Raw genomic sequence first — 22227 nt, forward strand, 5'->3', positions numbered from 1 at the left:
TCTCAATTATGAGCTGATTAGTGTTTCTAACAAGCTCAAGTTAATAGGTTTTAGTAAAACGCGATCTATATTTAAATCTTTGATCTGTTTAGGATCTGGCTCTGCACCACTTACAATAACAAGCCTTAACTCAGGATAACGATCATTAATTTGCTGCCCTAAATCAACACCTCGACCATCGGGTAAGTGCATATCAAGCAATACTTTGTTGAATTGTTGGTCATGATTGAGAATTTGCAAACATTGTGCGCAACTTGAGGCAATTACGGTTTCAACCCCTAAGCTTTCTAGTAATAGCTGTGTGATTTGTGCAGCATCATGGTCATCTTCAACAAGTAAAAAGCGCTGTTTTTTTACTGTTAGCACTTTATCTGATGCAATATTTTTAGCCTGTGGCGCACACTCAGGAGCAATTAAATAATCCTGTAAGCATTGATATAACGCGCTGCTATCTACGGGTTTTGGTATTACATCGTTAAAACCAAGCGCCGCAAGTTCTTCATGAATGCCCTTCATAGTAGCCGCTGTAAGCGCAATAATAGGCCCTTTGTAGCCCATTTTTCTAAGTTCGATTGTGGCTTCTTTACCACCCATTATTGGCATATGAATATCAATAAAAATAATATCGTATGGGGCTTTATAGGCCTCAGCTATACGTACTTTTTCAAGCGCTTGCTGGCCATGCTCTGCGTAATCTACACGTGCACCACAGGTGCTTATCATATGACCCACAAGCATGCGTAAATCACGTAAATCATCAACAACTAACACACGGCCTTGTACTTTACAGGGCGCAGATTTACTTTGTAATTGCGGCGCACTAGTAAAGTTAAGTGTTTGGCGCTCTACCTCACTAATATCCCCCGGATAAACCGAAATAGTAAAAGTAGAGCCTTTGCCTATTTCTGAATGTAAATCTATTCGCCCGTGCATTCTGTTTAGTAGTTCAGCACAAATAGCTAAACCTAAACCTGCGCCCCCAACAGAGCGAGATTCAACATCGGCTATTTGTTCAAAAGGTTTAAAAATAAGTTCTTGTTTTTCTGGTGCTATGCCCATGCCTGAGTCTTTAATGCTAAAAAATAGCATTTCAGTATCATCAACCCATTGAGTCCAAGCTTTTACAACAATTTCGCCTTTATCGGTAAATTTAACCGCGTTATTAATTAAGTTAATGAGTATTTGGCGCACACGCGTTGCATCAAGCTTGGCAACTAACGGGAGAGGCTCTTGGGATTCAAAGCGTAAAGTAAGGCCTTTATCAAGCACCGATACCCGCATTAGTGTGTACACATCTGCAAGCATGCTGTCTAAATTTACTTCGCTTAAAGTAAGCTCTAGCTTGTCGGCAGCTATTTTTGATAAATCGAGTACGTCGTTTAATAAACTTAATAAGTGTTTACCATTTCGATAAATAACACCTAATTCGTTTTCGGCTTGGTGGCTAAAGTCACTTTGAAGTAATAGTTCGGTGTAACCTAAAATTGAAGAAAGCGGAGTACGTAATTCATGGCTCAAATGTGCTAAAAATCTATCTTTTGAGCGGTTTTCAGCTTCCGCTTTTAAACGCTCAACTCGCTCACCTTCTACATCTTTACGCGCTAAAGCATAACGTATAGCACGCGCAAATCGACTCGAGCTCATTTCTGTTTTTATTAAGTAGTCAACGGCGCCCGCATCAAGCGCAGCTGAGTCTAACTCATCGTTAGATTGCCCCGTTAACATAATAATAGGGCCGCTAAAGCCGTTGGCTATCGCTTTTTTTAAAACGCTTAGGCCGTTAGATGCACCTAAGCGATAGTCGAGCAAACAAATATCGTGCTCATTTTTACTTAGCTTTTCAATTGCTTGCTCTGGAGAGCTTATCCATTCTACATTAAACGTATGTGAATCTAATTGTTGTAAATAGTCGCAGGTGAGTATGTAATCATCTTCATCGTCTTCTACTAGCAGCAGCTTAGTCACTTTATCTAACATAGAATCTCCCTTTAATCGTTAAATGTTGATGGTAGCTCTACAAACTCTACCCAGTACTTTCCTAATGTTTTCATCAAATCAACTAAGCCATCAAACGTTACAGGCTTAGTAATATAAGATGCAGCACCTAAGTTGTAACCTTTAACCATGTCTTCTTCTTGCTTAGACGTCGTTAAAATTACAACAGGAATGCCTTTTAAGTTAGGGTTAGCTTTGATAGCTTCAAGCGCTTCTCTGCCGTCCATTCTTGGCATATTTAAATCAAGTAAAATTAGCCCCGGACGTGGAGACAATAACTTATCTTCAAACTTACCACGGCGCTCTAAGTACTCTAATAGCTCTACGCCGTCTTCTACAAAATGAAGTTCGTTTAAAACGCGGCTCTCTGCAAGCGCATCTTGTGTTAACAAGCGATCATCTTCATCATCGTCTGCCATTAATATGGTGATTGGTTTTACTTTTGAATACGGCATTTACGCCTCTCCTTGCAAAGTGAAAAGCGATGCTTCCACTGGTAATTTTATAGTAAAGGTTGCACCTTCACCCTCTATGCTTTGAGCGTGTATAACACCACCATGACGCTCAACTATACGCCTACATACCGAAAGCCCTATCCCTGTGCCTTTATACTCAGAGCGCCCATGGAGACGCTGAAATGGTACAAATATTTTATCTGCATATTCTTGCGAGAAGCCTATGCCATTATCTTTAATTGTTACTACCTGCCATTGAGCATCGACATTTAGCTCTTCACTAAACTCATTTACATCTTCATATGTAATATCTATACGAGGTGTTGTGCCTGCCTTTCTAAATTTAACTGCGTTAGAAAGTAAGTTTAAAAACAACTGTTGCATCTGGCTTTTATCGGCCTGAATTACAGGTAGTTTATCAACATTTACTTGCGCGTTACTTTCATTAATCGCAATTTCTAAATCACTTAAAATATCTGCAACCACATCGTTTAAGTCAGTATCGATAAAGTCTTTGCCGCGTGTTGTTACACGAGAAAACTCAAGCAAATCGTTAATAAGGTTAGACATACGCTGTGCTGCATTTTTCATTCGCCCAATGTAGTCTATACCTTTTTCACCTAGCTCATCTTTAAACATAGTTTCTAGGCGGTCACTAAATGCCTGAATTTTACGAAGCGGCTCTTGCAGGTCGTGACTCGCTACAAACGCAAACTCTTCAAGCTCTCGGTTAGAGCGACTTAGCTCGTCAGAATACAAAGTAAGCTCTTGAGTACGCTCTGAGACTTTACTCGCTAAAGTTTCGTTTTGTTTTTCAAGATCGGCGCGATATTGCGCAGCATTTCTTAAATTAAGTCGGGTCATTACAAACATACCAATGATAAGTAAAGCACTGGTAATAGCGGTAATAGCAAACGTAATTTTTGCCTCGTTTTTAATTTTAGCAAGCTTAGAAAAATGGCTAACTTTAAAAAGTAATTCGCGGTCTTGAATATCATTTACTTTAGCGCGAATTTGCTTATACAGTTTACGCCCTTTATGAGTATTTAATACATAAAGTGCACGTCTTTCTTTATCGTTAGTTGCAAGCTTTACGGTTTGTTTTAACTCAGCAATTTTAGCTTCGGTGAGTAATAATAGCTCAGCTATACGCTCAGCTTGACCGTCAATTTCAGAGTGTAATGATTTAACATGATCAGTTTGCGCTTGGAGCTGGTTAACCGCATCATAATAAGGTGCTAAATAATCATCTTCTTCTGTTAATAAGTACCCTCGCTGGCCTGACTCAGCTTGTACAATAGACAAATGCAATTGCTCAATAGCAGTTGTAAGCATATTAGTATTATCTAAGCTTTTTTGCGTTAGAGTTAAACCTTGTATGGTATTAAGTGCTAAAAATGCATTACCAACAATAATACTTAGCACTACAACAATAAACGCTGCCCAGGTTACATTAGCCTTGCCTTGCTGTTTTTGCTTGATCATTTAACGTTAGCTTCCCACATTATAAAACTGGTTAATATTATCATTATTGAGAGTCAGAAATTTTTTGTAAACTGTTACTGCAGTCTTGGCAGTTAGCAATAATTTTATCAAGTGCTTCAAGCGCTTTTTGCTTTGGCATATCGTTTTCAAGCACGAGTTTAATAAGCTCTGCGTTCATTGATATACGGTTAAGCGGTGCTCTTGCATCGTGCACTAATTTGTTTAATGGCTCTGTTTGCTTTTCTGATGTCATGCTTTTCCTTAAACCTACTAACTAAAATTTAGGGTTATTTATATTCTCCAATACCGCCATAGGCGTTTAAACGGTTATAAAGTGTTTTAGTACTTATTCCTAGCATTTGCGCAGCAAGGGTTTTATTACCTTGTACCTTATCAAGCGTTGCATGAATCAGTTCTTTTTCAACCTCTTCAATAGTTTGCCCTGCCGATACTTGCTTATCTTCTGTTTGCGTATTCACGCGTGAAAAAGGCGACTCTAAATTAGCCGGCAAAGTAATCTCGCTTGTTTGCGGATCGCTCATTATAAAAGCGCGGTGTATGGCATGGCGAAGCTCGCGCACATTACCAGGCCACTCATAACTTTGCAGCTCTTTTAACTGCGCAGCAGTCCAGCTAAATGAAGTGCCATTTTCATCATTTAATTGCTCTAAAAAGGCTTTAGCTAAAAGAGGAACGTCTTCTTTGCGCTCTCGCAGTGGCGGAATATCTATAGGGAATACAGCAAGCCTAAAGTAAATATCTTCGCGTATTACATTATTTTGCGCCAAATCAGTAAGTGTACGGTTGGTCGCTGATATAACACGACAATTTGTAGGTATTTCTCGGTTACCGCCTACACGTGTTACTTTTTTAGCCTCAAGTACGCGTAATAAATTAGGCTGCATATCAATAGGCATTTCGGTCACTTCATCTAAAAATAAAGTACCATTGTTTGATTGCTCAAATACGCCTTCTTTGCGTGCAATTGCACCCGTAAATGCGCCTTTTTCATGGCCAAACAGTTCACTACCAATTAGCTCTTTAGAAAGTGCACCACAGTTACTTGCAACTAATGGGCCTTCGCATTGGCTAGCATTATGAATAGCCTGTGCAACCACTTCTTTACCTGCGCCACTTTCGCCCATAAGCATAACGTTAGCATTAGTTTTAGCTACACGTTCAATCATGTTGTAAAGCTGTTGCATTGGCTCAGACTCGCCAATTAAGCCACCAAAGTGACGTGTAATACCACTTTGCTTTGCTTTTTTAGGTGCTTTTTTAGGACCATTTAATACAAGTTCTAAGTCTTCGCGTTGTAATGGTTTTAATAAATGGCCAATATTGGGCTCACACATATCAGCTAAAATACCTTTTACTGATGGGTGCCCAGATATAAGTGTAATTTTTGGATCTTGGCCAATCATTTTTAAATGATCTAGTAAGTGCAAGCCACTGCCATCAGGCAGCATAAAATCAAGTAGTACATGATCAAAGGTATTATTTTCAAACCACTGATGTGCTTCTTTTAAACTCGTTGCAGTATTAATATTGTGGCCGAGGAATTCGACTATGTGGCAAACGACGTCACTAAATTCTATATCGTCATCAACTAAAAGTATGTTCAACATGATAAATCCCTATGCTTTTTTATTATTCTACGCACCCTAACCATTAATTTAAAGGGTAACGCGAATTTGCTTTCATCAAATTTTTAACTTAGTAATTCAACGATTTATTATACCAACTTAACATTTACGCTGGCTGAAAAAAAACGATCACATTTAATTTAAAAAAAACAATTAAAATCGTTTGTATTTATATAATTATAGCAACTGTTATCATTAAGCTCTAAAAAAAGGAGACGAAATGCAGCAATTAAAAACCTTGGTTCATTCTGGTATTAACATTAACCAAGGTACCTCATTTACCCGTTTAACAGCACGTGCCATTGTTATTAAAAATAATAAAATATTACTTATGTATACAGCACGCTATGAAGATTACAGCTTGCCCGGGGGTGGCGTTGATGAAGGTGAAAGTATTGAACAAGGCTTGATAAGAGAGCTTAATGAAGAAACCGGAGCACAAAACATACAGGTTATTAAACCTTTTGGCTTATACGAAGAATATCGCCCTTGGTATAAAGACGACTTTGATATTATTCATATAAAATCGTACTGCTATGTATGCAGTATTGCCGACGAACTTGGTAAAGCCCAACTAGAGCATTATGAGCAACAAAATGGCATGAGCACTAAATGGGTTGATATTAACGAAGCCATTGCCCATAACGAGCGCACACTTGCTAATAGCGAAAAACAAGGACTTTCTATATTAAGAGAAACTTTTTTACTTAAGCGTATAGCTTGCGATCTACTCTAGCTTTTAATCATTATCACCTTGGGTGTTGTAAATTTTGCAGCCCCCAGAATATTTTACTGCATTTATTTTTTTATTTTTGTAGTTAAAGCTTAAGTTAGCACTTAATATTAAAAATAATATCAATATAATCAAATATATATACACTTAACTTTAAAAATATAAAAACTGGCTTTGCCCTTGCACCCTTACAAATAACTAATTTGTAAGGAGATAGAAATGAGTAACACAGTTAAGACGATCAATCCCGCAACTGAGCAAACCATTGAAACCTACACACTGCTTTCTCAAGAAGAGGCAGAGCAGGCAATTGAAAAATCTCACGAAACATATTTAAAATGGCGTTTAACCTCATTTACCGAACGTGCTAAGCATTTAAATAAATTAGCATCACTTTTTGAAGAACAAAAAGAAGCCATTGCTAAACTAATGACCGAAGAAATGGGTAAAGTTTACGAGCAAGGCTTCCAAGAGGTTGAACTGTGTGCTGGCATTTGTCGTTATACAGCAGAGCATGGCCCTCAAGTACTTGCCGACGAAGAGCGTAATATGGACGGCGGCCGTGCAATTATTAGTTATCAACCAACGGGCGTATTATTAGGTATTCAACCTTGGAACTTCCCGCTTTATCAAGTTATTCGTTATAGCGCAGCTAACATTATGGCCGGCAACACGACCGTACTTAAGCATGCGGGTAACGTTTTTGGCATGGCCGAAAAAATCGAAACACTATTTAAACAAGCCGGTTTTCCTGAGCATTGTTTTAGCAATTTACTTATTGATGGTAAAACAGCCAGCTCACTTATTTCGCACAAAGCAATTAGCGGTGTAACCTTTACTGGTAGTGATGGCACCGGTAAAAAAGTAGCCGAAGAAGCCGGTAAACACGTTAAAAAAACAGTACTGGAGCTAGGTAGTAACGATGCTTACTTAGTACTGGATGATGCCGACTTAGAGCTTGCCGTTAAAACCTGTGTAACAGGGCGTATGATCAACAACGGTGAAACCTGTGTATCAGCAAAACGTTTTGTTGTAGTTGAATCACTTTATGATGACTTTAAAGCCCAAATTAAAGAGCAATTTGAAGCGTTAAAAATGGGCGACCCAATGGCTGATGATACAGACCTAGGCCCAATGGCACGTGAAGATTTACGTGACAAAATTCATGACCAAGTAATGCAATCGGTTAAGGCCGGTGCAAATGTAATTACTGGTGGCGAAGTACCTTCGCAAACGGGTTATTACTACCCACCTACTCTGCTAGATAACTTAGCACCAGGCATGCCAGCATACGATGATGAGCTATTTGGCCCAGTTGCCTCGCTTATTAAAGCAAAAGACAACGACGATGCCATGCGTATCGCCAACGACTCTCGCTATGGTTTAGGCGGCGGTATTTTCTCTAAAGATGAGAAAAAAGCCATTGAACTGGCTAAAAAGCACTTTGATACCGGTATGATCAACATTAACGGTTATGGTCTTGCACAGCCAAACCTACCGTTTGGTGGTGTTAAAGAAAGTGGCTACGGCCGAGAACATGGCGGCTTTGGTATGCGCGAGTTTGTAAATATCAAATGTATTATGATTAATAGCTAATATAGCTTTAAATACCAATATATAAAAAACCTAAAAGTGGGTAACCTCTTTTAGGTTTTTTTTGATTAAAATTAGATTACAGCAGAGCTCATCCTTTACTGACCAAACCCCACGAAACTAAATACTAATAGCTGAAAATGTACATTTTTCTTCTTAATCATTATCAACATTAAAAAATAATATAATAAATTCTGAGGCACTAATTGCAGTTAGCTGCATCACCAGCAAAAACATGATACCTATTCCGGCCTGAGGGTCAGGTTCAATGCCAAAAATGAGAACTGGCGCTAAAATAATAGTAAATAATGCAGCTATAATTCTGATAAGAAAGAGTCGTTTATTTTGGTAGTTGTTAGCACTCGCTAAAAAATACAAAACTAAATAAGGCAATAGCATAAACGCAAAGCCAATCTCCGTTGGCATCCAGTACTTAATTGCAACTGCAACTAAAGATAAGGCAGCAAGCGCCTTAACTGGGTAGTACATTTTTTTATAATTCACATGCTTTCCTTTGCACGCAGTGCTTTATTAGCACCAAGTAAAATATTGCCGAACAATATAAAAACTTTAACTATGCAATGCAATCTATTTCACTAGACTTAACCTGACGGGCAATAATGAGCGAGAAACAGACGGTCGATCAAACTCATTTTTGGACATAAATGAGTTAGAGCCGAAGGACGGCTCTGTGCCAGAAGCGGACTGTCGTAACCTTAGACTCTTGTTAGGCATTTAATCAGCTAATGCAATATCAAGTTTCTTTCTCATTTCTGCTAATTGAATACCAGATGCTTCAATCTCTTCATCAGTCCAATTAGTTGGATTTAGCCAATAAACACCTTTAATTTGGCATAGCCTCTGCATTTTTTCATAGCCCGCATCGGCGCATGCAATCGACGCATTATTCCAGAGCTCACTTAATTCATGTTTCGCTTCATCTAAGTTTCTATTCATAACGTCCCGAGAAAAATACCCTTCAGTCCTAGATACAGCTTTATTAAGCTCTTTTAGAGCATTACTCTCAACTTGACTAGCTATATTCCCTTCGTTTTGTAAAACTGATAAAAAAGCGGATAAAGCTCCAATTGCACCTATTATTTCCAAGCCTGTCATGTACATCTCCGATAGTTGTATAAAATAATGCCTAACGCCGCATTAAGCGGACTAAAATCGTGGGTTAAAATGTGTAGCGAAGCGAAACGTAACCCACTGTTTTAGTTGAGTTTAAATTTTTTGTTAGCTCTCTAGCTTACAGTTTACTAATTCATTTGCTTCAATCAGAGTATCTGTAGCAGTTTCGTAATTGAAATCAGGAATTAATATCTCGTCATCACCATGAACGATACCATTTTTCATTTGATTAGCTTCACGTAGCCTATTAAGTAGATCTGGAGTAAAACCTAGCTCACCTCCAAATTCACGAATGTGCATAAATGCACCCCGTTTCGCTTTTTCTGGACCTTTACGCTTTACTACATACTTTCTTAAACTTTTTTCAAATTCAATAAATGTTCGAAGATATTCCATTTCAATATTTTGAGAAACAAATGGCATATCTTGCTCTTTAGCCTCTTTAGTAACTCCAAGCATTTCAAATGCATCGACACTAAATAGGCAACTATAAACAGCTAAACAATTATCTCTCGCCCCCTCTAATACATGGAGTTCAGGAACCATACCATTGCCAGAATGATAAAGTTCATTCCGTAATGTGTGATACCAAAGAAGTTCATTAATAGAAAGGTCTGTTTCTATAGCTTTTTCATTAATATAATCTTCTACAAAACCAATTTTGCTATTAAAACTACGTAGGTGTTTAGTTACATCTTCTCGTTTAATTTCATAATTGTTACGAAGCTTAGGCGGTAATCGAATAAATACATCCACGCACACTTCTGTTGCATTATCAAAGCCAATCAAAGCAATACGACGATCTGTGTCTCCACCGTCATTTAAATGTTCCAACGCATGCTTTATTAGTTCTAATGGACCTTTTGCCCACGGAGATAAACTCATCGAGATTACCTGTGTAAATACAATAGAGAGCTAACAGCTTATTAAACACCATTGTGGTGGTTTATAACACACCAAAACGGCCTATATTACGTATCATGACAATTTCACCAATAATTACCTTTGTAAACAAGTAATTAAAGCAGCTAGAAATTAAGCATGTTATTTTGCCCCAAAACGGCGTTTAATAATATTATTGGACAAAATTAGATTTTTACTTAAAACACAGGAATAAATTTAACTTTTTCAGTGTCCGCTGATCGCTCTTTTGAGGCATTCGCCTCAACACGTTTTGGGGCAAAGAAATGTTTCAGTCCGAACAGGCTGACATAGCACGAAACAGTTTTAATAAGAGATGAGCTGAACTAAAGAGAAAAGATGAACCGAAGAATTAATTTAACTGGTGTAAATTAAAGTACATTGGGTTGAAGGCTGGGTGAACCAGATAACCCCATTGAAACAGCAATAACGGTAGCCTTGACCCAACGCAACACTTTAGTTTTCAGACTATTATTCATAGGCTTATTCCTCTTAGTTGGTGTTTTCAGAACTGTTGTTATATCCTTACGGATGGTTGTTGTTTCAGGAAGATTTGAACTTCCAAGTATACATGCCTCTAACTCTATGCTTATTTGCGATGGTGTTTCTACGCTATAGGCCAAGCAGATGCCGTTACCGCCTTCATGCCAATGTACTCTTAACTAATCGAATGTACCACGGAAGCCTCTGAAAGTGAATGCAATTTAAATGTGTATTCGCTGTGTATTGAACGGTAGCTAGCGAAGTTCATTTCTGATGTTTATTAATAAATCCAAGTAGCCCAAAAAATTTGCCAGAGCCTAACCCTTTCTTTGAGCTAAAACATTTTGGGGCAGAAACGAGTTATACCGGAATGGCTGCAATTGGCACTTTCTTGCCACTCGAAAACATAAAATATTGATTATAATTGGCAAGGTATTTTACTGTGTCGGATGGCGCTTCGCTTATCCGACCTACACTAGCTGATGAAGTTATCAAGTTTGATGAAATATCATGAATTAAACCTGAGCGTTCAAGTTAAAACGTATTCAACTAACAGCTAGCCCTCCTCAAACCTTGGTACTTTTCGTTTATCGGCTTTGCTCATAGCAAGCTCTTGTATCTCTTCTTGCTTAAGCTCGTCTGATTTATCTTCTAATGAATGCTGCTTAGCATTTTCAAACACCAGCTCGGTAAGCAGTGCAAAGTGGTCTGAGCCATATTTAGCAAGGCGCTTAATACGTTTTACTTTAAAGCCTTGGCTGTGAAATAAATGATCCAGCGGCCAGCGCATAAAAAAGTAACTCGCGTGAAAGGTATTATAAAAACCACGGCCTTTGCGTGGGTCTAAAAAACCACTTATTTGCATAAACAAACGGGTGCTACGCGACCATGCCACATCATTTAAATCGCCCGCTACAATTGTTGGTCTGGTTGGATTTTTAAGTGCTTTAGCCACCATTATTAGCTCCGAGTCGCGTGGGCGCGATGAGTCTTCTTCAGTGGGGCTTGGTGGTGCGGGATGAATAAAGTGCCCTTGCATTTGCAGGCCTTCATCGTTTTCAAACAATATATGAATTGAGGGTATATCATCTTCAATTAACTCACATATTTGAGCGTCAAGAATTTTAAATTTACTGTATAAGTGCATGCCATAGCGGTTGTCTTTTGGGCACTCTATAAAGTATGGGTAGTGTTTTTTTAGTACCGATAACTTGTTTTCCCACCAGCTATCGCTTTCAAGTGTTATTAATAAATCAGGCTGATGCTTATCAACAAGTGAAATAAGCTGCTCGCTATTGTGGTTTGACATAAGCACATTAGCCGACATTATTCTTACACTGTGATCTTCACTCACAGAAGCTGTTTTAACTTCTTTTTTAGCAAGCCAAGTATAAGGAAAAATCCACTTCCCTTGTAGTACCATAATAACGAGTGACGTTAAAGCTGTGAGTAAATACCCTGTATTACCGCTTTGCCAAAGTAATAAAAGTGAAGCCACTCCAACAAAGCTAGCTATATAAAAAACTTGTAAACGAACAAAGTCACAGCTACGAACTAAATAATGCTGGCTGTATGACATAGGTAATAAGGTGACTAGTAAAAAAAAGCCTGCAATTATAGCCAATACAATAAGCATTTAAATATCCTTATAAAGTTAACTTAACGACTTAAAATAGAAAGAATTTCTCGAGTATCGTGGACCATATGAATAATCGTACGGTCAATTACTATACTTACTGTACCATTATCTCTAGAGCGTTCAATCACTCTACCTTGCTTATATATATCACGCTCTAAAAAATCACCTCGGTGATAACGTTTACTCAAGCCTGGTGGCGTCCATCCTGCACGTATCAGCTTTATTTCTTCTTTTTTAGAAAGGTGGTTATCGTCATAGTGTTTACTTGAGTAATGCTTATTATGGCCGTGTTTATAAGCATGCTTTTCTTTATGTGGTTTTGCATCAGCGCTCACTGAAAATAAAGCAAATGCGATTAAAGCGGTATAAATAGGTGCTTTCATACATAATCTCTTGTGTAGTTAATACCTAAAGATTAACAAACACGACTGAACATTGTATGAAACAACGAGTTTAAAACTAGCGATGTTTATATTGGGTTTTACAATGGCTGCGCATTATTGAAGGGTCGCGAAGTTTTAAATGTTTTGTAGTACGCCCTACGTGGCGTTTGCGCCACACTTTAAAACTTCCTTTTGAAATATGTTCGCGCATAAATACCACCAGCTGCGGATATTTAAGCCCGTATAACTGCTCTATTGCCTCGTATGGTGTTCTATCTTCCCACGCCATTTCAATAATGCGCGATTGCTGCTCTGCGTTAAACATGTGGCTCTCATAAATTTAATTTATACGCGATATAAAAATACATAGATCAACACAATTTAAAGCAATTAATCTGTATAATAAGCGCTCAGGTTCTATACTTATAAAAATTTTTGGGTTTGTGTTTATGCGCGCTGTATTGGTGTTTTTAGCTTTAACTTTTTCTCAGCTATTATTGGCAACGCCTAATAAAACGCTTCGCTGCGCAACCACGCACTACCCTCCTTTTACAATATATGATGAGCAAACCAATACCTTTTCTGGCCTTGATATAGAGTACTTAAGGTTTATTGAGCGTAATTTAAATTTAAACATTGATGTGATGCATTTACCGTGGGCACGCATTAAAAAAGAAATGACACTCGGGTATTACGATTGCTATTTTTCACTGGCAAATAACAAAGAGCGCACTCAATATTTAGACTTTACCAGTGAGCCACTGCATATCACCCAATTTGGTTTATTTGGTAAAACCAAGGAGCAGTTAAACACAACGGATTTATCAGCTGCGCGTATAGCTATGTTGAGAGGTGTTGCTTTCCCAAACATTATTGCTGCGCATTACAATATTGATGATAGTAATTTAATGCGCTCGCTCTCCACTAAAGCCACTTTTGAGCTACTTGATAAAAACCGCGTTGATTACGCAATAACTAATTATCAGGCCGGATTATGGTATGCAAAAAACCATAAAAACATAACCGCTAGGCAGTTAAATGAGTTTGCTCTTCCTGTTTATATTGCCTTTAAACACGGCGTAATAAACACCAAGTTGGTTGATGAGCAAATAATACGTTTTAAAAATCAAAAACAATAGCCACGATTATATTTACGAGATATCTAATGTTTACAAAATTACCACAGTGGGTTGAATATGGCGCGTTTGCGCTCGCCTTTATTGCTGGCATTGTGAATGCTGTAGGGTTATTAGGATTTGAGCATCAGGCTATTTCTCACCTTTCGGGCAGTGTTACTTTACTTGGTATAAAACTAATGAACAGTACCTCTGCTGCGTTACTACTAATGAGTATAGTTTTAAGCTTTATGCTGGGCTCGGCGCTTTCTGGCTTTTTACTCACTGGTGGCTCGTTAAAGCTTGGCCGACATTACGACACTTTGTTATTTATTGAAGGCCTTTTACTACTTTTAAGTGCTTATTTGCTCGACCAGTCTTATGTTTATGGCATTACACTTGCCAGCGCCGCGTGTGGTTTACAAAATGCATTAGCCACTAATTATAGCGGCGCCGTAGTGCGTACTACTCACTTAACCGGAATTTTTACCGACCTTGGCCTAATGATAGGTAAAGCACTTAAAGGGGAAACCTTTGATAGCCGAAAAGGTGTAATGTTTTTACTTATTATTATTGGTTTTTTATTTGGCGGTATTACTGGGTTTATTTTATTTGAGTATTACTCAATACTCGCTTTAGTGGTGCCTGCACTGGCGTGCTTTGTATTATCGATAACGTATAGGGTTTATAGAGTTCGCACACTTTAACGCAATCGGTTTAAAAATTGTTTAAAACACCTTACCATGGCGTTAATAAAGCGTTACTTACCTTAAAGGAATGTATGAAACCTTATTTTTTGCCGCTATTATTGCCACTAAGCCATGTTGCAATTGCTGATAATCAAAACGATGATGCTATAGAAACGTTAACAACCACCGCCTCGCGTACAGAAGCACTTGCCACACCCCTTCCTCTTACTATTAGCACCTTATCTGAGGCGCAATTAAACAGTATTGCGCCAACTCATGTTGAAGAATCATTACAGCGTATTGCTGGCGCAAATGTACAACGTGGTAACGGGCAAGAGTATTTACCTGCACTTCGCTCGCCTGTGCTTTCGGGCGCGGCAGCATGTGGCGGCATACTCACCCTTGAAGATGGCATACCACTTCGCGCTGCGGGCTTTTGTAATATAAACGAGCTATTTGAAGCGCATAGCGAAATGGCAAAGCGTATTGAAGTATTAAAAGGCCCGGGCTCTGCGCTTTATGGCTCTAATGCCGTGCATGGTGTTATTAATGTAATAACGCCTGACACCACCCAAGGTGGCGGACTGCTAGGGCTTGACTATGGATCATACGGTTATGCTCGTTATAAATTACGCGCAGGGAAAGACTACGGCAACAGTGGGATTGGCATTAACGCAAGTGTGACTGACGATACTGGTTATCGCGACGACGAGAGCGTAAAACAGCAAAAAGTAAATATTCGCCACCGCTTTGAGCGTTCAAACCTATTACTTACCTCTGGCCTTACATACACAGATTTAGATCAGCAAACAGCGGGCTTTATAACGGGTTTTGAAAGCTATAAAAACGAAGACATAGCACAGCAAAACTTTGACCCCGATGCATTTAGAAAAGCCCGCTCATTTAGAGCGTGGAGCAATGCCCAGTGGCAATTAAAAAACGGGAATGTGTTTTCTATTACACCTTATGTGCGCGACCAAAGCATGGACTTTTTTAAGCACTTTTTACCCGGCACCCCACTTGAAACTAATAGCCAAACAGGCTTTGGGGTGCAATCTCTTTATCAGCACAATTTACAAAGTAATATAAAAGTAAACCTAGGGCTTGATGGCGAATATACCCGCAGCGATTTTACACAAAGCCAAAACGAACCAACTCAGGGCTCTGCATTTTTAGTTGCCACAGTACCGCAAGGCAAACACTACGATTACGACGTAAACGCAACACTGTATGCGCCATTTGCATCTATTGATTGGCAATTAAATAAATGGTTTATTAGCGCCGGCCTAAGATATGAGCATATGCAGTACGATTATACTAATAATATGCTTACTGGCCGTACAAAAGATGATGGCAGTGAATGTAGCTTTGGCGGTTGCCGCTATAGCCGCCCAGCTAGTGGTAAAAATAGTTTTAGCAATACATCGCCTAAGCTAGGTGTAAGCTATAAGGTCAATAACAACAATACTGTATATGCTAACTTTTCGCGTGGTTACAGAGCGCCCCAAGCGGCTGAGCTATACCAATTACAACGCGATCAAACCACCGCTAATTTAAACCCAGAAATAGCTAATAATGCCGAGCTTGGTTTAAAAGGATATTACAGCGATGTGAGTTATGCATTGGCTGTGTATGCCATGAGTAAGCACAACACTATTTATCGCGATAGCGACTTTTTTAACGTTAATAATGGCAGCTCTCGCCATCGTGGTATTGAGCTTGAAGTAGACTACGCATTAAGTAAAACACTTAACTTACAATTTGCAGGTACACATGCAAAGCATACGTATACTAATAACCAGTTAGTGAGTGGCTTAAATATTAACGGCAACGAGGTAGATACTGCGCCGCGCAACATTGCTAACCTTGATTTAAATTGGCAAGCCTTTAATAACCTAGCGCTTGCACTGCAATGGCATAGCGTAAGTAGTTACTATACCGACCCAGAAAACCTTCATAGCTACGAGGGCCATGATATTTTAAGCTTACGTGCAAAGTGGCAAGTTACCAATAAGCTAGAAGTGCTTGCCCGTGTAATAAACCTTACCGACGAAGCTTACGCAGAGCGTGCCGATTTCACTAGTTTTACTGGCGACAGGTACTTCCCTGGTAAGCCACGTAACGCAATGCTCTCAGCCACGTATACTTGGTAAAGCACATATTTAGCTTAATTTAAATCGCCCAAGTATTTAGTGGGCGATTTTCCCATTACCTTTTTAAACATAGTTATAAACGCACTCACCGATTCATACCCTAATAACTCCGACACTTGCTGTACGCTTTGCCCATCTGAAAGTGCCTGCAGCGCGGTAATTATATGTAGTTGCGTTCGCCACTTACCAAAGGTCATGCCGGTTTGCTTTTTTATAAGTCGTGCCAACGTACGTTCGGTTAACGCAAATTGCACTGCCCATTGTGCAAGGGTTTTGCGGTTATTGGGATGCTCAATTAACTCCCGGCTCATGGTTTGTATAACTACATGCTTAGAAAGCGCAAAATCAAGCGGCTGCGCTGGCATTTCTATTAATAAATCAAACAATACTTGGGCTAAACGCGCGGTTTTATCTCCTTCGCTATAAGCTTGGTTTTCGCTTGCCAGCTTAAGCATTAAGCTTTTAACGAGGGAAGTAATAGCCAAAGTACAAGTGTGTGTGGGCATGCCTTTTAGGTTGGCATCAATAAATACAAAGCATAAATTGGCGTTATCTGATGCACGATTACTGTGGCACGTATTAGCAGGCACCCAAATAGCGCTGTGAGTTGGCACCATCCACATTTTATTTGCCGCTTCGCAGGTTACATAGCCATCAAGCGCTAATATTAATTGCCCCTTTGGGTGAGTATGTAAAGGGTATTCTTTACTGCCTTGTGCGGTATCTACTTTGGCGATTATGGGCTGCACCATATGCTCATAATTTTGCAGATAGCCCCACCCTTTAGGTTCAAACATAGTTTTGTCTGTTTTTAGCAATTTAATGTCAGTATAGCTAAATTATAATAGTGCCGATTTAATTATACTAGCACCAATAATTAGCTAACTTATTTTTAATAATGACACACACACCTCAAAGCAATACTGGCACGTCGCGCTTTTCGAGCATACTACTGGTAATAGGTATTTTACTTATTGCCGCCAATTTACGTGCACCTTTTACAGGTGTTGCGCCAGTGCTTGATCAAATAATTGCGCACTTTGGTTTAACCGCTTCGCAGGCGGGGTTTATCACCACGTTACCGCTTATTGCATTTGCGATTATATCGCCCATGGCAGCAAGCCTAGCTAAACGCCAAGGGCTTGAGCGCACTTTATTTTTTGCCGTATTTTTAATATTAATGGGTATTGCTGGGCGGGTGTTTAATTCGTCAATAATGTTGTTTGTTGGCACAGCTATTATTGGTGCTGGTATTGCTATAGCTAACGTTTTATTACCGAGTTTAATAAAACGTGACTTTGCCGCAAAAGTCGCCGTTATGACCTCTGCTTATGTACTTACTATGGGCGTTACATCGGGTGGGTTTTCAGCGTTAGTTTACCCGCTTAGCCAATATGAAGGGTTGGGCTGGCAATTTGCTTTAGGCGCAAGTGCGCTTATTACAGTCACCACTTTAATTGTATGGATGGCGCAATTAAATAAACACACAAAACCTACACAAACAGCACATACCTCAACACTTACTAAAAGCATTTGGCGTTATGCTCTTGCATGGCAAATTACACTATTGCTAGGTTTAAATTCGTTTTTAAACTACATCATCATTACGTGGTTGCCGGGCATTTTAACCGAAGCGGGCCAAAGCGCTACGCAAGCAGGCGCCTATCATGGGGCTTTTCAAATTGCGACCGCCATACCTGGGCTTGTACTTATACCGCTACTTGCCAAGCTCAAAGATCAAAGCGCGCTTAGCTTTATACTTGCATCACTTAGTGCAACATGTGCGCTTGGTTTGTTGTATATGCCAAGTTTTGCCTTGGTATGGACACTACTACTTGGTTTTAGTTCTGGAGCGTGTTTTATTTTAGGGCTATCGTTTATTAGCCTACGTACTGATGACTCCACGCAAGCGGCATCGCTTTCGGGTATGTCACAAAGTATTGGTTATTTGCTGGCGGCTATTGGCCCTATGGTTGCAGGGGCATTGCATACTGCAACAGGGAGCTGGAGTGCGCCATTGTGGCTATGTGCTGTTGCGGGCGTGTTATGTGCTATATGCGGATGGTTTAGCGGTAAAAATACCACGCTTAATAACAGTTAATTTTTTACTGCTGTAACTAACTTACTAACTGCTGTAACCATGAAAACAAGCCCGTTGCTGGCTTTTTTACAGGGGTATATTTTTTCTCATAGCGTTTATGAGTAGCTTCGCGCTGTGCGCGGCGCTCTTGTGCTAAATTAGCTTTTGCTGCAAAACGCAGGCGCTGCTCTTGGGTTAGCTCGTCATTAAAGTTAATGGCTGATTTTTTAACTGCTCGGCTGCTTTTAGGTGAACTACACATATTTTCCTCCAAATGACTGACTTATAAATAGACAGTCATTTGGCTAAAAAAATTTCAGAAAACTTACTTTTTAAATTTAAAGTGAGCCTATACACTCAACTTCTACTAAAGAATCAAGGGCTAACGCTTTAACAGCAAAGGCACTACGTGCAGGATACGGCGCACTAAAATATTGCGTATAAATAGCGTTAAACGCTTTAAAGTCGCTTATGTCGGTCAGCATAACCGTGCATTTTACAATATTGCTCATGCTGTAGTTATGCAGCTCTAAAGTGCGCTTAATATTTTCAAGAGTTTGCTTAGCTTCACCTTCAAAACCACCCGCTGCTAACTTACCGGTTGCAGGGTTAATCCCTATTTGTCCCGACATATAAAGCGTATTACCTGCTTTTACTATTTGCGAAAATGGCAAGTTAGGATTCGCTTTGCCTGTATTTAAAAAGTCGACATTACTGGATTTTGCCTGCGCAAAAACGGTAAGTAGTACACTTGCTAATAAGGCTGTTTTTATCAGTGTTTTCATTAATAGCCTACCTGTTTATTGAGGTGTAGTTTCAAAGGCCGGCACTTTGTGTAAATCGTTTAGCCACGCGAGCGTAGATTGTGACCAAATTTGTGCAGACGGTTTAAACTCATCGCGCTGATCAACCGCACCAATACGCAACCCATAAACACGACCTTCTTTTTCTGCATTTGTAGCATAAAGTGTTGTACCACATGTGCCACAAAATCCCTGCGCACGCTTGTTACCACTTTGGGCTGTTTTAACAAACTCTTTTGGCTCGCCTTGGGTAAACACAACCGAGTTTGGCTCTGCAATTATAACGGCTCTAAATGGACCGCTCGACATACGTTGGCAATCGCTGCAATGGCAAATAAGTGCATTATTGTTTTGAGATTCTGCTTGGTATTTAATTTCACCACAATAGCAGCTTCCAGTAATTTTCATTTTACTCTCCTTGAGCATGTTTAAAGGTGTTTAACCTAAATAAGCTAACACAATTTTAGGTAGTTCTTCTGCGTAATGCGCTGCACTTAAAGGGCAAGCAATCGCAGGCGTTAAATCGTGATAAAGCACTTTATCAAGCAATGAGCTAACAATTAAAAATACCGCCGTACTTGCTGCCGCCTCGCTTACTTTAGTATCTGTTTGGGTAATTAATTGCGCTAAACGCTGATAAATAACTCGTCTGTTTATGTGTTTATCGGTGCCTAATAACTCGCTGTGCAAACGCGAATTTAAATGCAGTGTTCTAAATATTCCCTGCTGTGATGATAAAAATACATACGTTTTATGACATAGAGTGTTAACTACATCGTCTAGGTTTTTATAGCTCTGTGTCTCAAGCTCTGTTACCCAGTTATTTAAATCCATACCAAAGTCTTGATACAACATGGGCAGCAGCGACTCTTTATTTTTAAAGCGACGGTAAAACGTACCTACCGACACTTCGGCGTAATCGGCCAACTCTTTTATACTTATGTGCTCAAAAAACTTACTTTTTAAACTATGATGCAACGCTTTTAATAGTTTTTCTTGGGTTTGCTGGCTGCGTTGTTGCTTAGGTGCCAAAAAGGGTTGATCAGACATAAATTTAAACGTGTTAGGTTAAAGTGCACACATAGTGCAGCTTGTTAATATAAACAACAATACCCAGCCAGCAATTACTTTACTCGCTGGATAATTACGACATTATTTGTGGCTATTTAAGTAATCTACCGCTAATTGGCTAAGTGTTTTTGTGCCCACTTTAAACGATGACTCATCAGCGTAAAAATACGGTGAGTGGTTACTTGCTACCGTTTTTAAATCTTGGTTTGCAGGCGTGCCACCTAAAAACACAAATACACTGGGTATTTCTAATGCATAAAACGAAAAGTCTTCTGCGCCAGTAATTTTACCCATTTCTAGCACATTCTGCTTACCCGCTGCTTTTTCAAGGCTAGGTAACATTTGCGCTGTAAGCTCAGGGTTATTAACCGTTACAGGGTAACCTTCGTGAATATGCACATCAGCCGTTGCCCCCGACGATTTAGCTATATACGTAGCGGTTGTTTTAATATTTTCAAAGATTTGCGCGCGATTATCCATATCAAAATTACGAATAGTTCCGACCATTTCAACTTCTTCAGGAATAATATTATTACGTACACCACCGGCAATTTTACCAAACGACACAATAGCGGGCTCTTTGGTTATATTTACTTGGCGGCTCACAATGTGGTTAACGCCCGTTACAATTTGCGCAGCGGCAGCAATAGGGTCAACGCCTGTCCACGGTGCTGAGCCATGCGCTTGGCGACCATGTACGGTTATTTCAAAGCGATCAGCACTGGCCATAAACGGCCCACTTCGATAGCCAATTTTACCTGTATGTAGGCTCGATGTGATGTGTAGACCAAATGCTACGTCAGGTTTATATTTAGTAAAAATACCTTCTTTAAGCATTAACTCTGCACCGCCCTCTTCGCCTAAAGGTGCGCCCTCTTCAGCAGGCTGAAACACAAACATGATGTTGCCATGCAATTCATCTTTCATATTTGCTAATACTTCGGCAGCGCCCATTAACATAGCTACGTGCGTGTCGTGGCCACAAGCGTGCATTATGCCTACATCAACGCCACGGAAATTTGTGGTTTTGGTTGATTTAAATGGCACATCTGTTTTTTCTGTTACCGGTAGTGCATCCATATCGGCGCGTAGCATTACTGTAGGGCCAGGCTTTGCGCCTTTTAAAATACCAACAACACCTGTGTAAGCAATATCGGTTTGTACTTGCATACCTAACGACTTTAAATGTTTAGCCACAATGCCTGCGGTACGCGTTTCGCGGTTACCAAGCTCAGGGTTTTGGTGAAAATCGCGTCGCCATTCAATTACCTGCTGCTCTACATTTTTAACGTGCTGATCAAGGTTTGCCTGTGCGTTAAACGCACCTAGCGCAGCAAAACCTAATGCCACTGAAAGTAGTGATTTTTTCATCCTGTTTTCCTTTATTATTTTAATGAAGCCAACAACCGATTTAGTGTTATCAAAAAGAGCTGTTGAGTTATAGCTTACATCATTTTTAAATACAGTTACTATTTTATGGATCTGACATAACTCTTTTTATGCACGCAATGCAAACTATAAAAGAGCTCTCAGATTCACTTAAATCAAAACACCCAAATTTTAGAAAGAAACCCTAATTAATTTGGTCAGAATTATAAAAAGGTACCTGCACTTGGAATACAAATAATAACGTCACTTTGAATGATGCTCGAACTCACCTACTAAATTTCAGGCATAAAAAACCTCTGCTAAAACTAGCAGAGATTATAAAAAGAGGTACCCGCAGGTGGACTGTAACTGATACTAGCGCCACTTGAGTGGTGCTCGAGTTCGCCCCAACACAAATTTCAGACATAAAAAAACCTCTGCTAAAACTAGCAGAGGTTATAAAAAGAGGTACCCGCAGGTG

General features: G+C 39.5%; 23 protein-coding genes. 6 read left to right on the forward strand and 17 right to left on the reverse strand.

Going from position 1 to position 22227, the window contains the following annotated elements:
- Positions 1-6 precede the first annotated feature (6 nt).
- Genes ALFOR1_RS13190 through ALFOR1_RS13210 form a run of 5 tightly spaced genes read right to left on the reverse strand, consistent with a single transcriptional unit; the run spans position 7 to position 5563 of the window.
- On the reverse strand, positions 7-1977 hold the full coding sequence (locus ALFOR1_RS13190; RefSeq protein WP_104643229.1) for an ATP-binding response regulator: 1971 nt from the start codon (positions 1975-1977) through the stop codon (positions 7-9).
- Positions 1978-1988: 11 nt separating this feature from the next.
- Entirely contained in the window at positions 1989-2450 is a 462-nt protein-coding gene (locus ALFOR1_RS13195; protein ID WP_058548033.1) for a response regulator, read from the reverse strand.
- Positions 2451-3935 (reverse strand): sensor histidine kinase, encoded by a 1485-nt coding sequence (locus ALFOR1_RS13200; protein WP_104643230.1) that lies wholly within the window; start codon positions 3933-3935, stop codon positions 2451-2453.
- Positions 3936-3978: 43 nt separating this feature from the next.
- Positions 3979-4188, reverse strand: a complete 210-nt coding sequence (locus ALFOR1_RS13205; RefSeq protein WP_058548035.1) for a histidine kinase — start codon at positions 4186-4188, stop codon at positions 3979-3981.
- Positions 4189-4222: 34 nt separating this feature from the next.
- Positions 4223-5563 carry a sigma-54-dependent transcriptional regulator gene (locus ALFOR1_RS13210; RefSeq protein ID WP_104643231.1) on the reverse strand — a complete coding sequence of 447 codons (1341 nt, stop codon included), beginning with the start codon at positions 5561-5563 and terminating at the stop codon, positions 4223-4225.
- A gap of 238 nt (positions 5564-5801) precedes the next feature.
- Between ALFOR1_RS13210 and ALFOR1_RS13215 the strand changes: the two genes are divergently transcribed.
- Positions 5802-6317, forward strand: coding sequence for an NUDIX hydrolase (locus tag ALFOR1_RS13215; RefSeq protein WP_104643232.1), 516 nt, complete (start codon positions 5802-5804; stop codon positions 6315-6317).
- Positions 6318-6533: 216 nt separating this feature from the next.
- Complete coding sequence (locus ALFOR1_RS13220; RefSeq protein WP_104643233.1) at positions 6534-7910, forward strand: NAD-dependent succinate-semialdehyde dehydrogenase; 1377 nt, start codon at positions 6534-6536, stop codon at positions 7908-7910.
- Between the two features lie 153 nt (positions 7911-8063).
- Here the strand turns inward: ALFOR1_RS13220 and ALFOR1_RS13225 are convergent, their stop codons facing one another.
- The 6 genes from ALFOR1_RS13225 to ALFOR1_RS13250 all read right to left on the reverse strand — a co-directional run bounded on the left by ALFOR1_RS13225 (position 8064) and on the right by ALFOR1_RS13250 (position 12792).
- Positions 8064-8411 (reverse strand): hypothetical protein, encoded by a 348-nt coding sequence (locus ALFOR1_RS13225; RefSeq protein WP_104643234.1) that lies wholly within the window; start codon positions 8409-8411, stop codon positions 8064-8066.
- A gap of 231 nt (positions 8412-8642) precedes the next feature.
- On the reverse strand, positions 8643-9023 hold the full coding sequence (locus ALFOR1_RS13230; RefSeq protein ID WP_104643235.1) for a hypothetical protein: 381 nt from the start codon (positions 9021-9023) through the stop codon (positions 8643-8645).
- 123 nt (positions 9024-9146) lie between these two features.
- Positions 9147-9926: a hypothetical protein gene (locus ALFOR1_RS13235; RefSeq protein WP_104643236.1), complete on the reverse strand. Its 780-nt coding sequence runs from the start codon at positions 9924-9926 to the stop codon at positions 9147-9149.
- Between the two features lie 1075 nt (positions 9927-11001).
- Positions 11002-12081: an endonuclease/exonuclease/phosphatase family protein gene (locus ALFOR1_RS13240; protein WP_104643237.1), complete on the reverse strand. Its 1080-nt coding sequence runs from the start codon at positions 12079-12081 to the stop codon at positions 11002-11004.
- Between the two features lie 23 nt (positions 12082-12104).
- Positions 12105-12467 (reverse strand): hypothetical protein, encoded by a 363-nt coding sequence (locus ALFOR1_RS13245; RefSeq protein ID WP_104643238.1) that lies wholly within the window; start codon positions 12465-12467, stop codon positions 12105-12107.
- Positions 12468-12543: 76 nt separating this feature from the next.
- Positions 12544-12792, reverse strand: coding sequence for a TIGR03643 family protein (locus ALFOR1_RS13250; RefSeq protein ID WP_104643239.1), 249 nt, complete (start codon positions 12790-12792; stop codon positions 12544-12546).
- Positions 12793-12916: 124 nt separating this feature from the next.
- On the opposite strand from ALFOR1_RS13250, the gene ALFOR1_RS13255 reads away from it, so the two are divergent.
- The 3 genes from ALFOR1_RS13255 (at position 12917) to ALFOR1_RS13265 (ending at position 16424) form a co-directional block, all read left to right on the forward strand.
- On the forward strand, positions 12917-13606 hold the full coding sequence (locus ALFOR1_RS13255; RefSeq protein ID WP_104643240.1) for a substrate-binding periplasmic protein: 690 nt from the start codon (positions 12917-12919) through the stop codon (positions 13604-13606).
- Between the two features lie 26 nt (positions 13607-13632).
- The gene (locus ALFOR1_RS13260) at positions 13633-14289 is read left to right on the forward strand and encodes a YoaK family protein (RefSeq protein WP_058548049.1); all 657 of its coding nucleotides are present in this window, start codon (positions 13633-13635) and stop codon (positions 14287-14289) included.
- 74 nt (positions 14290-14363) lie between these two features.
- Entirely contained in the window at positions 14364-16424 is a 2061-nt protein-coding gene (locus ALFOR1_RS13265) for a TonB-dependent receptor (protein ID WP_104643241.1), read from the forward strand.
- 14 nt (positions 16425-16438) lie between these two features.
- On the opposite strand, the gene ALFOR1_RS13270 is transcribed toward ALFOR1_RS13265, so the two are convergent.
- Complete coding sequence (locus ALFOR1_RS13270) at positions 16439-17221, reverse strand: AraC family transcriptional regulator (RefSeq protein ID WP_058548051.1); 783 nt, start codon at positions 17219-17221, stop codon at positions 16439-16441.
- Positions 17222-17322: 101 nt separating this feature from the next.
- Between ALFOR1_RS13270 and ALFOR1_RS13275 the strand changes: the two genes are divergently transcribed.
- Entirely contained in the window at positions 17323-18525 is a 1203-nt protein-coding gene (locus tag ALFOR1_RS13275; protein ID WP_104643242.1) for an MFS transporter, read from the forward strand.
- 16 nt (positions 18526-18541) lie between these two features.
- On the opposite strand, the gene ALFOR1_RS13280 is transcribed toward ALFOR1_RS13275, so the two are convergent.
- From ALFOR1_RS13280 to ALFOR1_RS13300, 5 genes are all read right to left on the reverse strand, one after another.
- Positions 18542-18766, reverse strand: a complete 225-nt coding sequence (locus ALFOR1_RS13280; RefSeq protein WP_058548053.1) for a hypothetical protein — start codon at positions 18764-18766, stop codon at positions 18542-18544.
- A 76-nt stretch (positions 18767-18842) separates the two neighbouring features.
- Entirely contained in the window at positions 18843-19289 is a 447-nt protein-coding gene (locus ALFOR1_RS13285) for a RidA family protein (protein WP_104643243.1), read from the reverse strand.
- Between the two features lie 15 nt (positions 19290-19304).
- A complete protein-coding gene (locus ALFOR1_RS13290) occupies positions 19305-19715 on the reverse strand; it encodes a GFA family protein (RefSeq protein ID WP_058548055.1) in 411 nt (136 codons plus the stop codon).
- Positions 19716-19745: 30 nt separating this feature from the next.
- Positions 19746-20357, reverse strand: a complete 612-nt coding sequence (locus tag ALFOR1_RS13295) for a TetR/AcrR family transcriptional regulator (RefSeq protein WP_104643244.1) — start codon at positions 20355-20357, stop codon at positions 19746-19748.
- Positions 20358-20459: 102 nt separating this feature from the next.
- Positions 20460-21749, reverse strand: a complete 1290-nt coding sequence (locus ALFOR1_RS13300; RefSeq protein WP_104643245.1) for a M20 family metallopeptidase — start codon at positions 21747-21749, stop codon at positions 20460-20462.
- Between the last annotated feature and the right edge of the window lie 478 nt (positions 21750-22227).

Source organism: Pseudoalteromonas carrageenovora IAM 12662 (assembly GCF_900239935.1).
GTDB lineage: Bacteria > Pseudomonadota > Gammaproteobacteria > Enterobacterales > Alteromonadaceae > Pseudoalteromonas > Pseudoalteromonas carrageenovora.

Excerpts from the sequence above, each read along its gene's own strand:
- ALFOR1_RS13190 (WP_104643229.1), bottom strand. The coding sequence starts at position 1,977 with ATGTTAGATAAAGTGACTAAGCTGCTGCTAGTAGAAGACGATGAAGAT.
- ALFOR1_RS13195 (WP_058548033.1), bottom strand. The coding sequence starts at position 2,450 with ATGCCGTATTCAAAAGTAAAACCAATCACCATATTAATGGCAGACGAT.
- ALFOR1_RS13200 (WP_104643230.1), bottom strand. The coding sequence starts at position 3,935 with ATGATCAAGCAAAAACAGCAAGGCAAGGCTAATGTAACCTGGGCAGCG.
- ALFOR1_RS13205 (WP_058548035.1), bottom strand. The coding sequence starts at position 4,188 with ATGACATCAGAAAAGCAAACAGAGCCATTAAACAAATTAGTGCACGAT.
- ALFOR1_RS13210 (WP_104643231.1), bottom strand. The coding sequence starts at position 5,563 with ATGTTGAACATACTTTTAGTTGATGACGATATAGAATTTAGTGACGTC.
- ALFOR1_RS13215 (WP_104643232.1), top strand. The coding sequence starts at position 5,802 with ATGCAGCAATTAAAAACCTTGGTTCATTCTGGTATTAACATTAACCAA.
- ALFOR1_RS13220 (WP_104643233.1), top strand. The coding sequence starts at position 6,534 with ATGAGTAACACAGTTAAGACGATCAATCCCGCAACTGAGCAAACCATT.
- ALFOR1_RS13230 (WP_104643235.1), bottom strand. The coding sequence starts at position 9,023 with ATGACAGGCTTGGAAATAATAGGTGCAATTGGAGCTTTATCCGCTTTT.
- ALFOR1_RS13235 (WP_104643236.1), bottom strand. The coding sequence starts at position 9,926 with ATGAGTTTATCTCCGTGGGCAAAAGGTCCATTAGAACTAATAAAGCAT.
- ALFOR1_RS13240 (WP_104643237.1), bottom strand. The coding sequence starts at position 12,081 with ATGCTTATTGTATTGGCTATAATTGCAGGCTTTTTTTTACTAGTCACC.
- ALFOR1_RS13245 (WP_104643238.1), bottom strand. The coding sequence starts at position 12,467 with ATGAAAGCACCTATTTATACCGCTTTAATCGCATTTGCTTTATTTTCA.
- ALFOR1_RS13250 (WP_104643239.1), bottom strand. The coding sequence starts at position 12,792 with ATGTTTAACGCAGAGCAGCAATCGCGCATTATTGAAATGGCGTGGGAA.
- ALFOR1_RS13255 (WP_104643240.1), top strand. The coding sequence starts at position 12,917 with ATGCGCGCTGTATTGGTGTTTTTAGCTTTAACTTTTTCTCAGCTATTA.
- ALFOR1_RS13260 (WP_058548049.1), top strand. The coding sequence starts at position 13,633 with ATGTTTACAAAATTACCACAGTGGGTTGAATATGGCGCGTTTGCGCTC.
- ALFOR1_RS13265 (WP_104643241.1), top strand. The coding sequence starts at position 14,364 with ATGAAACCTTATTTTTTGCCGCTATTATTGCCACTAAGCCATGTTGCA.
- ALFOR1_RS13270 (WP_058548051.1), bottom strand. The coding sequence starts at position 17,221 with ATGTTTGAACCTAAAGGGTGGGGCTATCTGCAAAATTATGAGCATATG.
- ALFOR1_RS13275 (WP_104643242.1), top strand. The coding sequence starts at position 17,323 with ATGACACACACACCTCAAAGCAATACTGGCACGTCGCGCTTTTCGAGC.
- ALFOR1_RS13280 (WP_058548053.1), bottom strand. The coding sequence starts at position 18,766 with ATGTGTAGTTCACCTAAAAGCAGCCGAGCAGTTAAAAAATCAGCCATT.
- ALFOR1_RS13285 (WP_104643243.1), bottom strand. The coding sequence starts at position 19,289 with ATGAAAACACTGATAAAAACAGCCTTATTAGCAAGTGTACTACTTACC.
- ALFOR1_RS13290 (WP_058548055.1), bottom strand. The coding sequence starts at position 19,715 with ATGAAAATTACTGGAAGCTGCTATTGTGGTGAAATTAAATACCAAGCA.
- ALFOR1_RS13295 (WP_104643244.1), bottom strand. The coding sequence starts at position 20,357 with ATGTCTGATCAACCCTTTTTGGCACCTAAGCAACAACGCAGCCAGCAA.
- ALFOR1_RS13300 (WP_104643245.1), bottom strand. The coding sequence starts at position 21,749 with ATGAAAAAATCACTACTTTCAGTGGCATTAGGTTTTGCTGCGCTAGGT.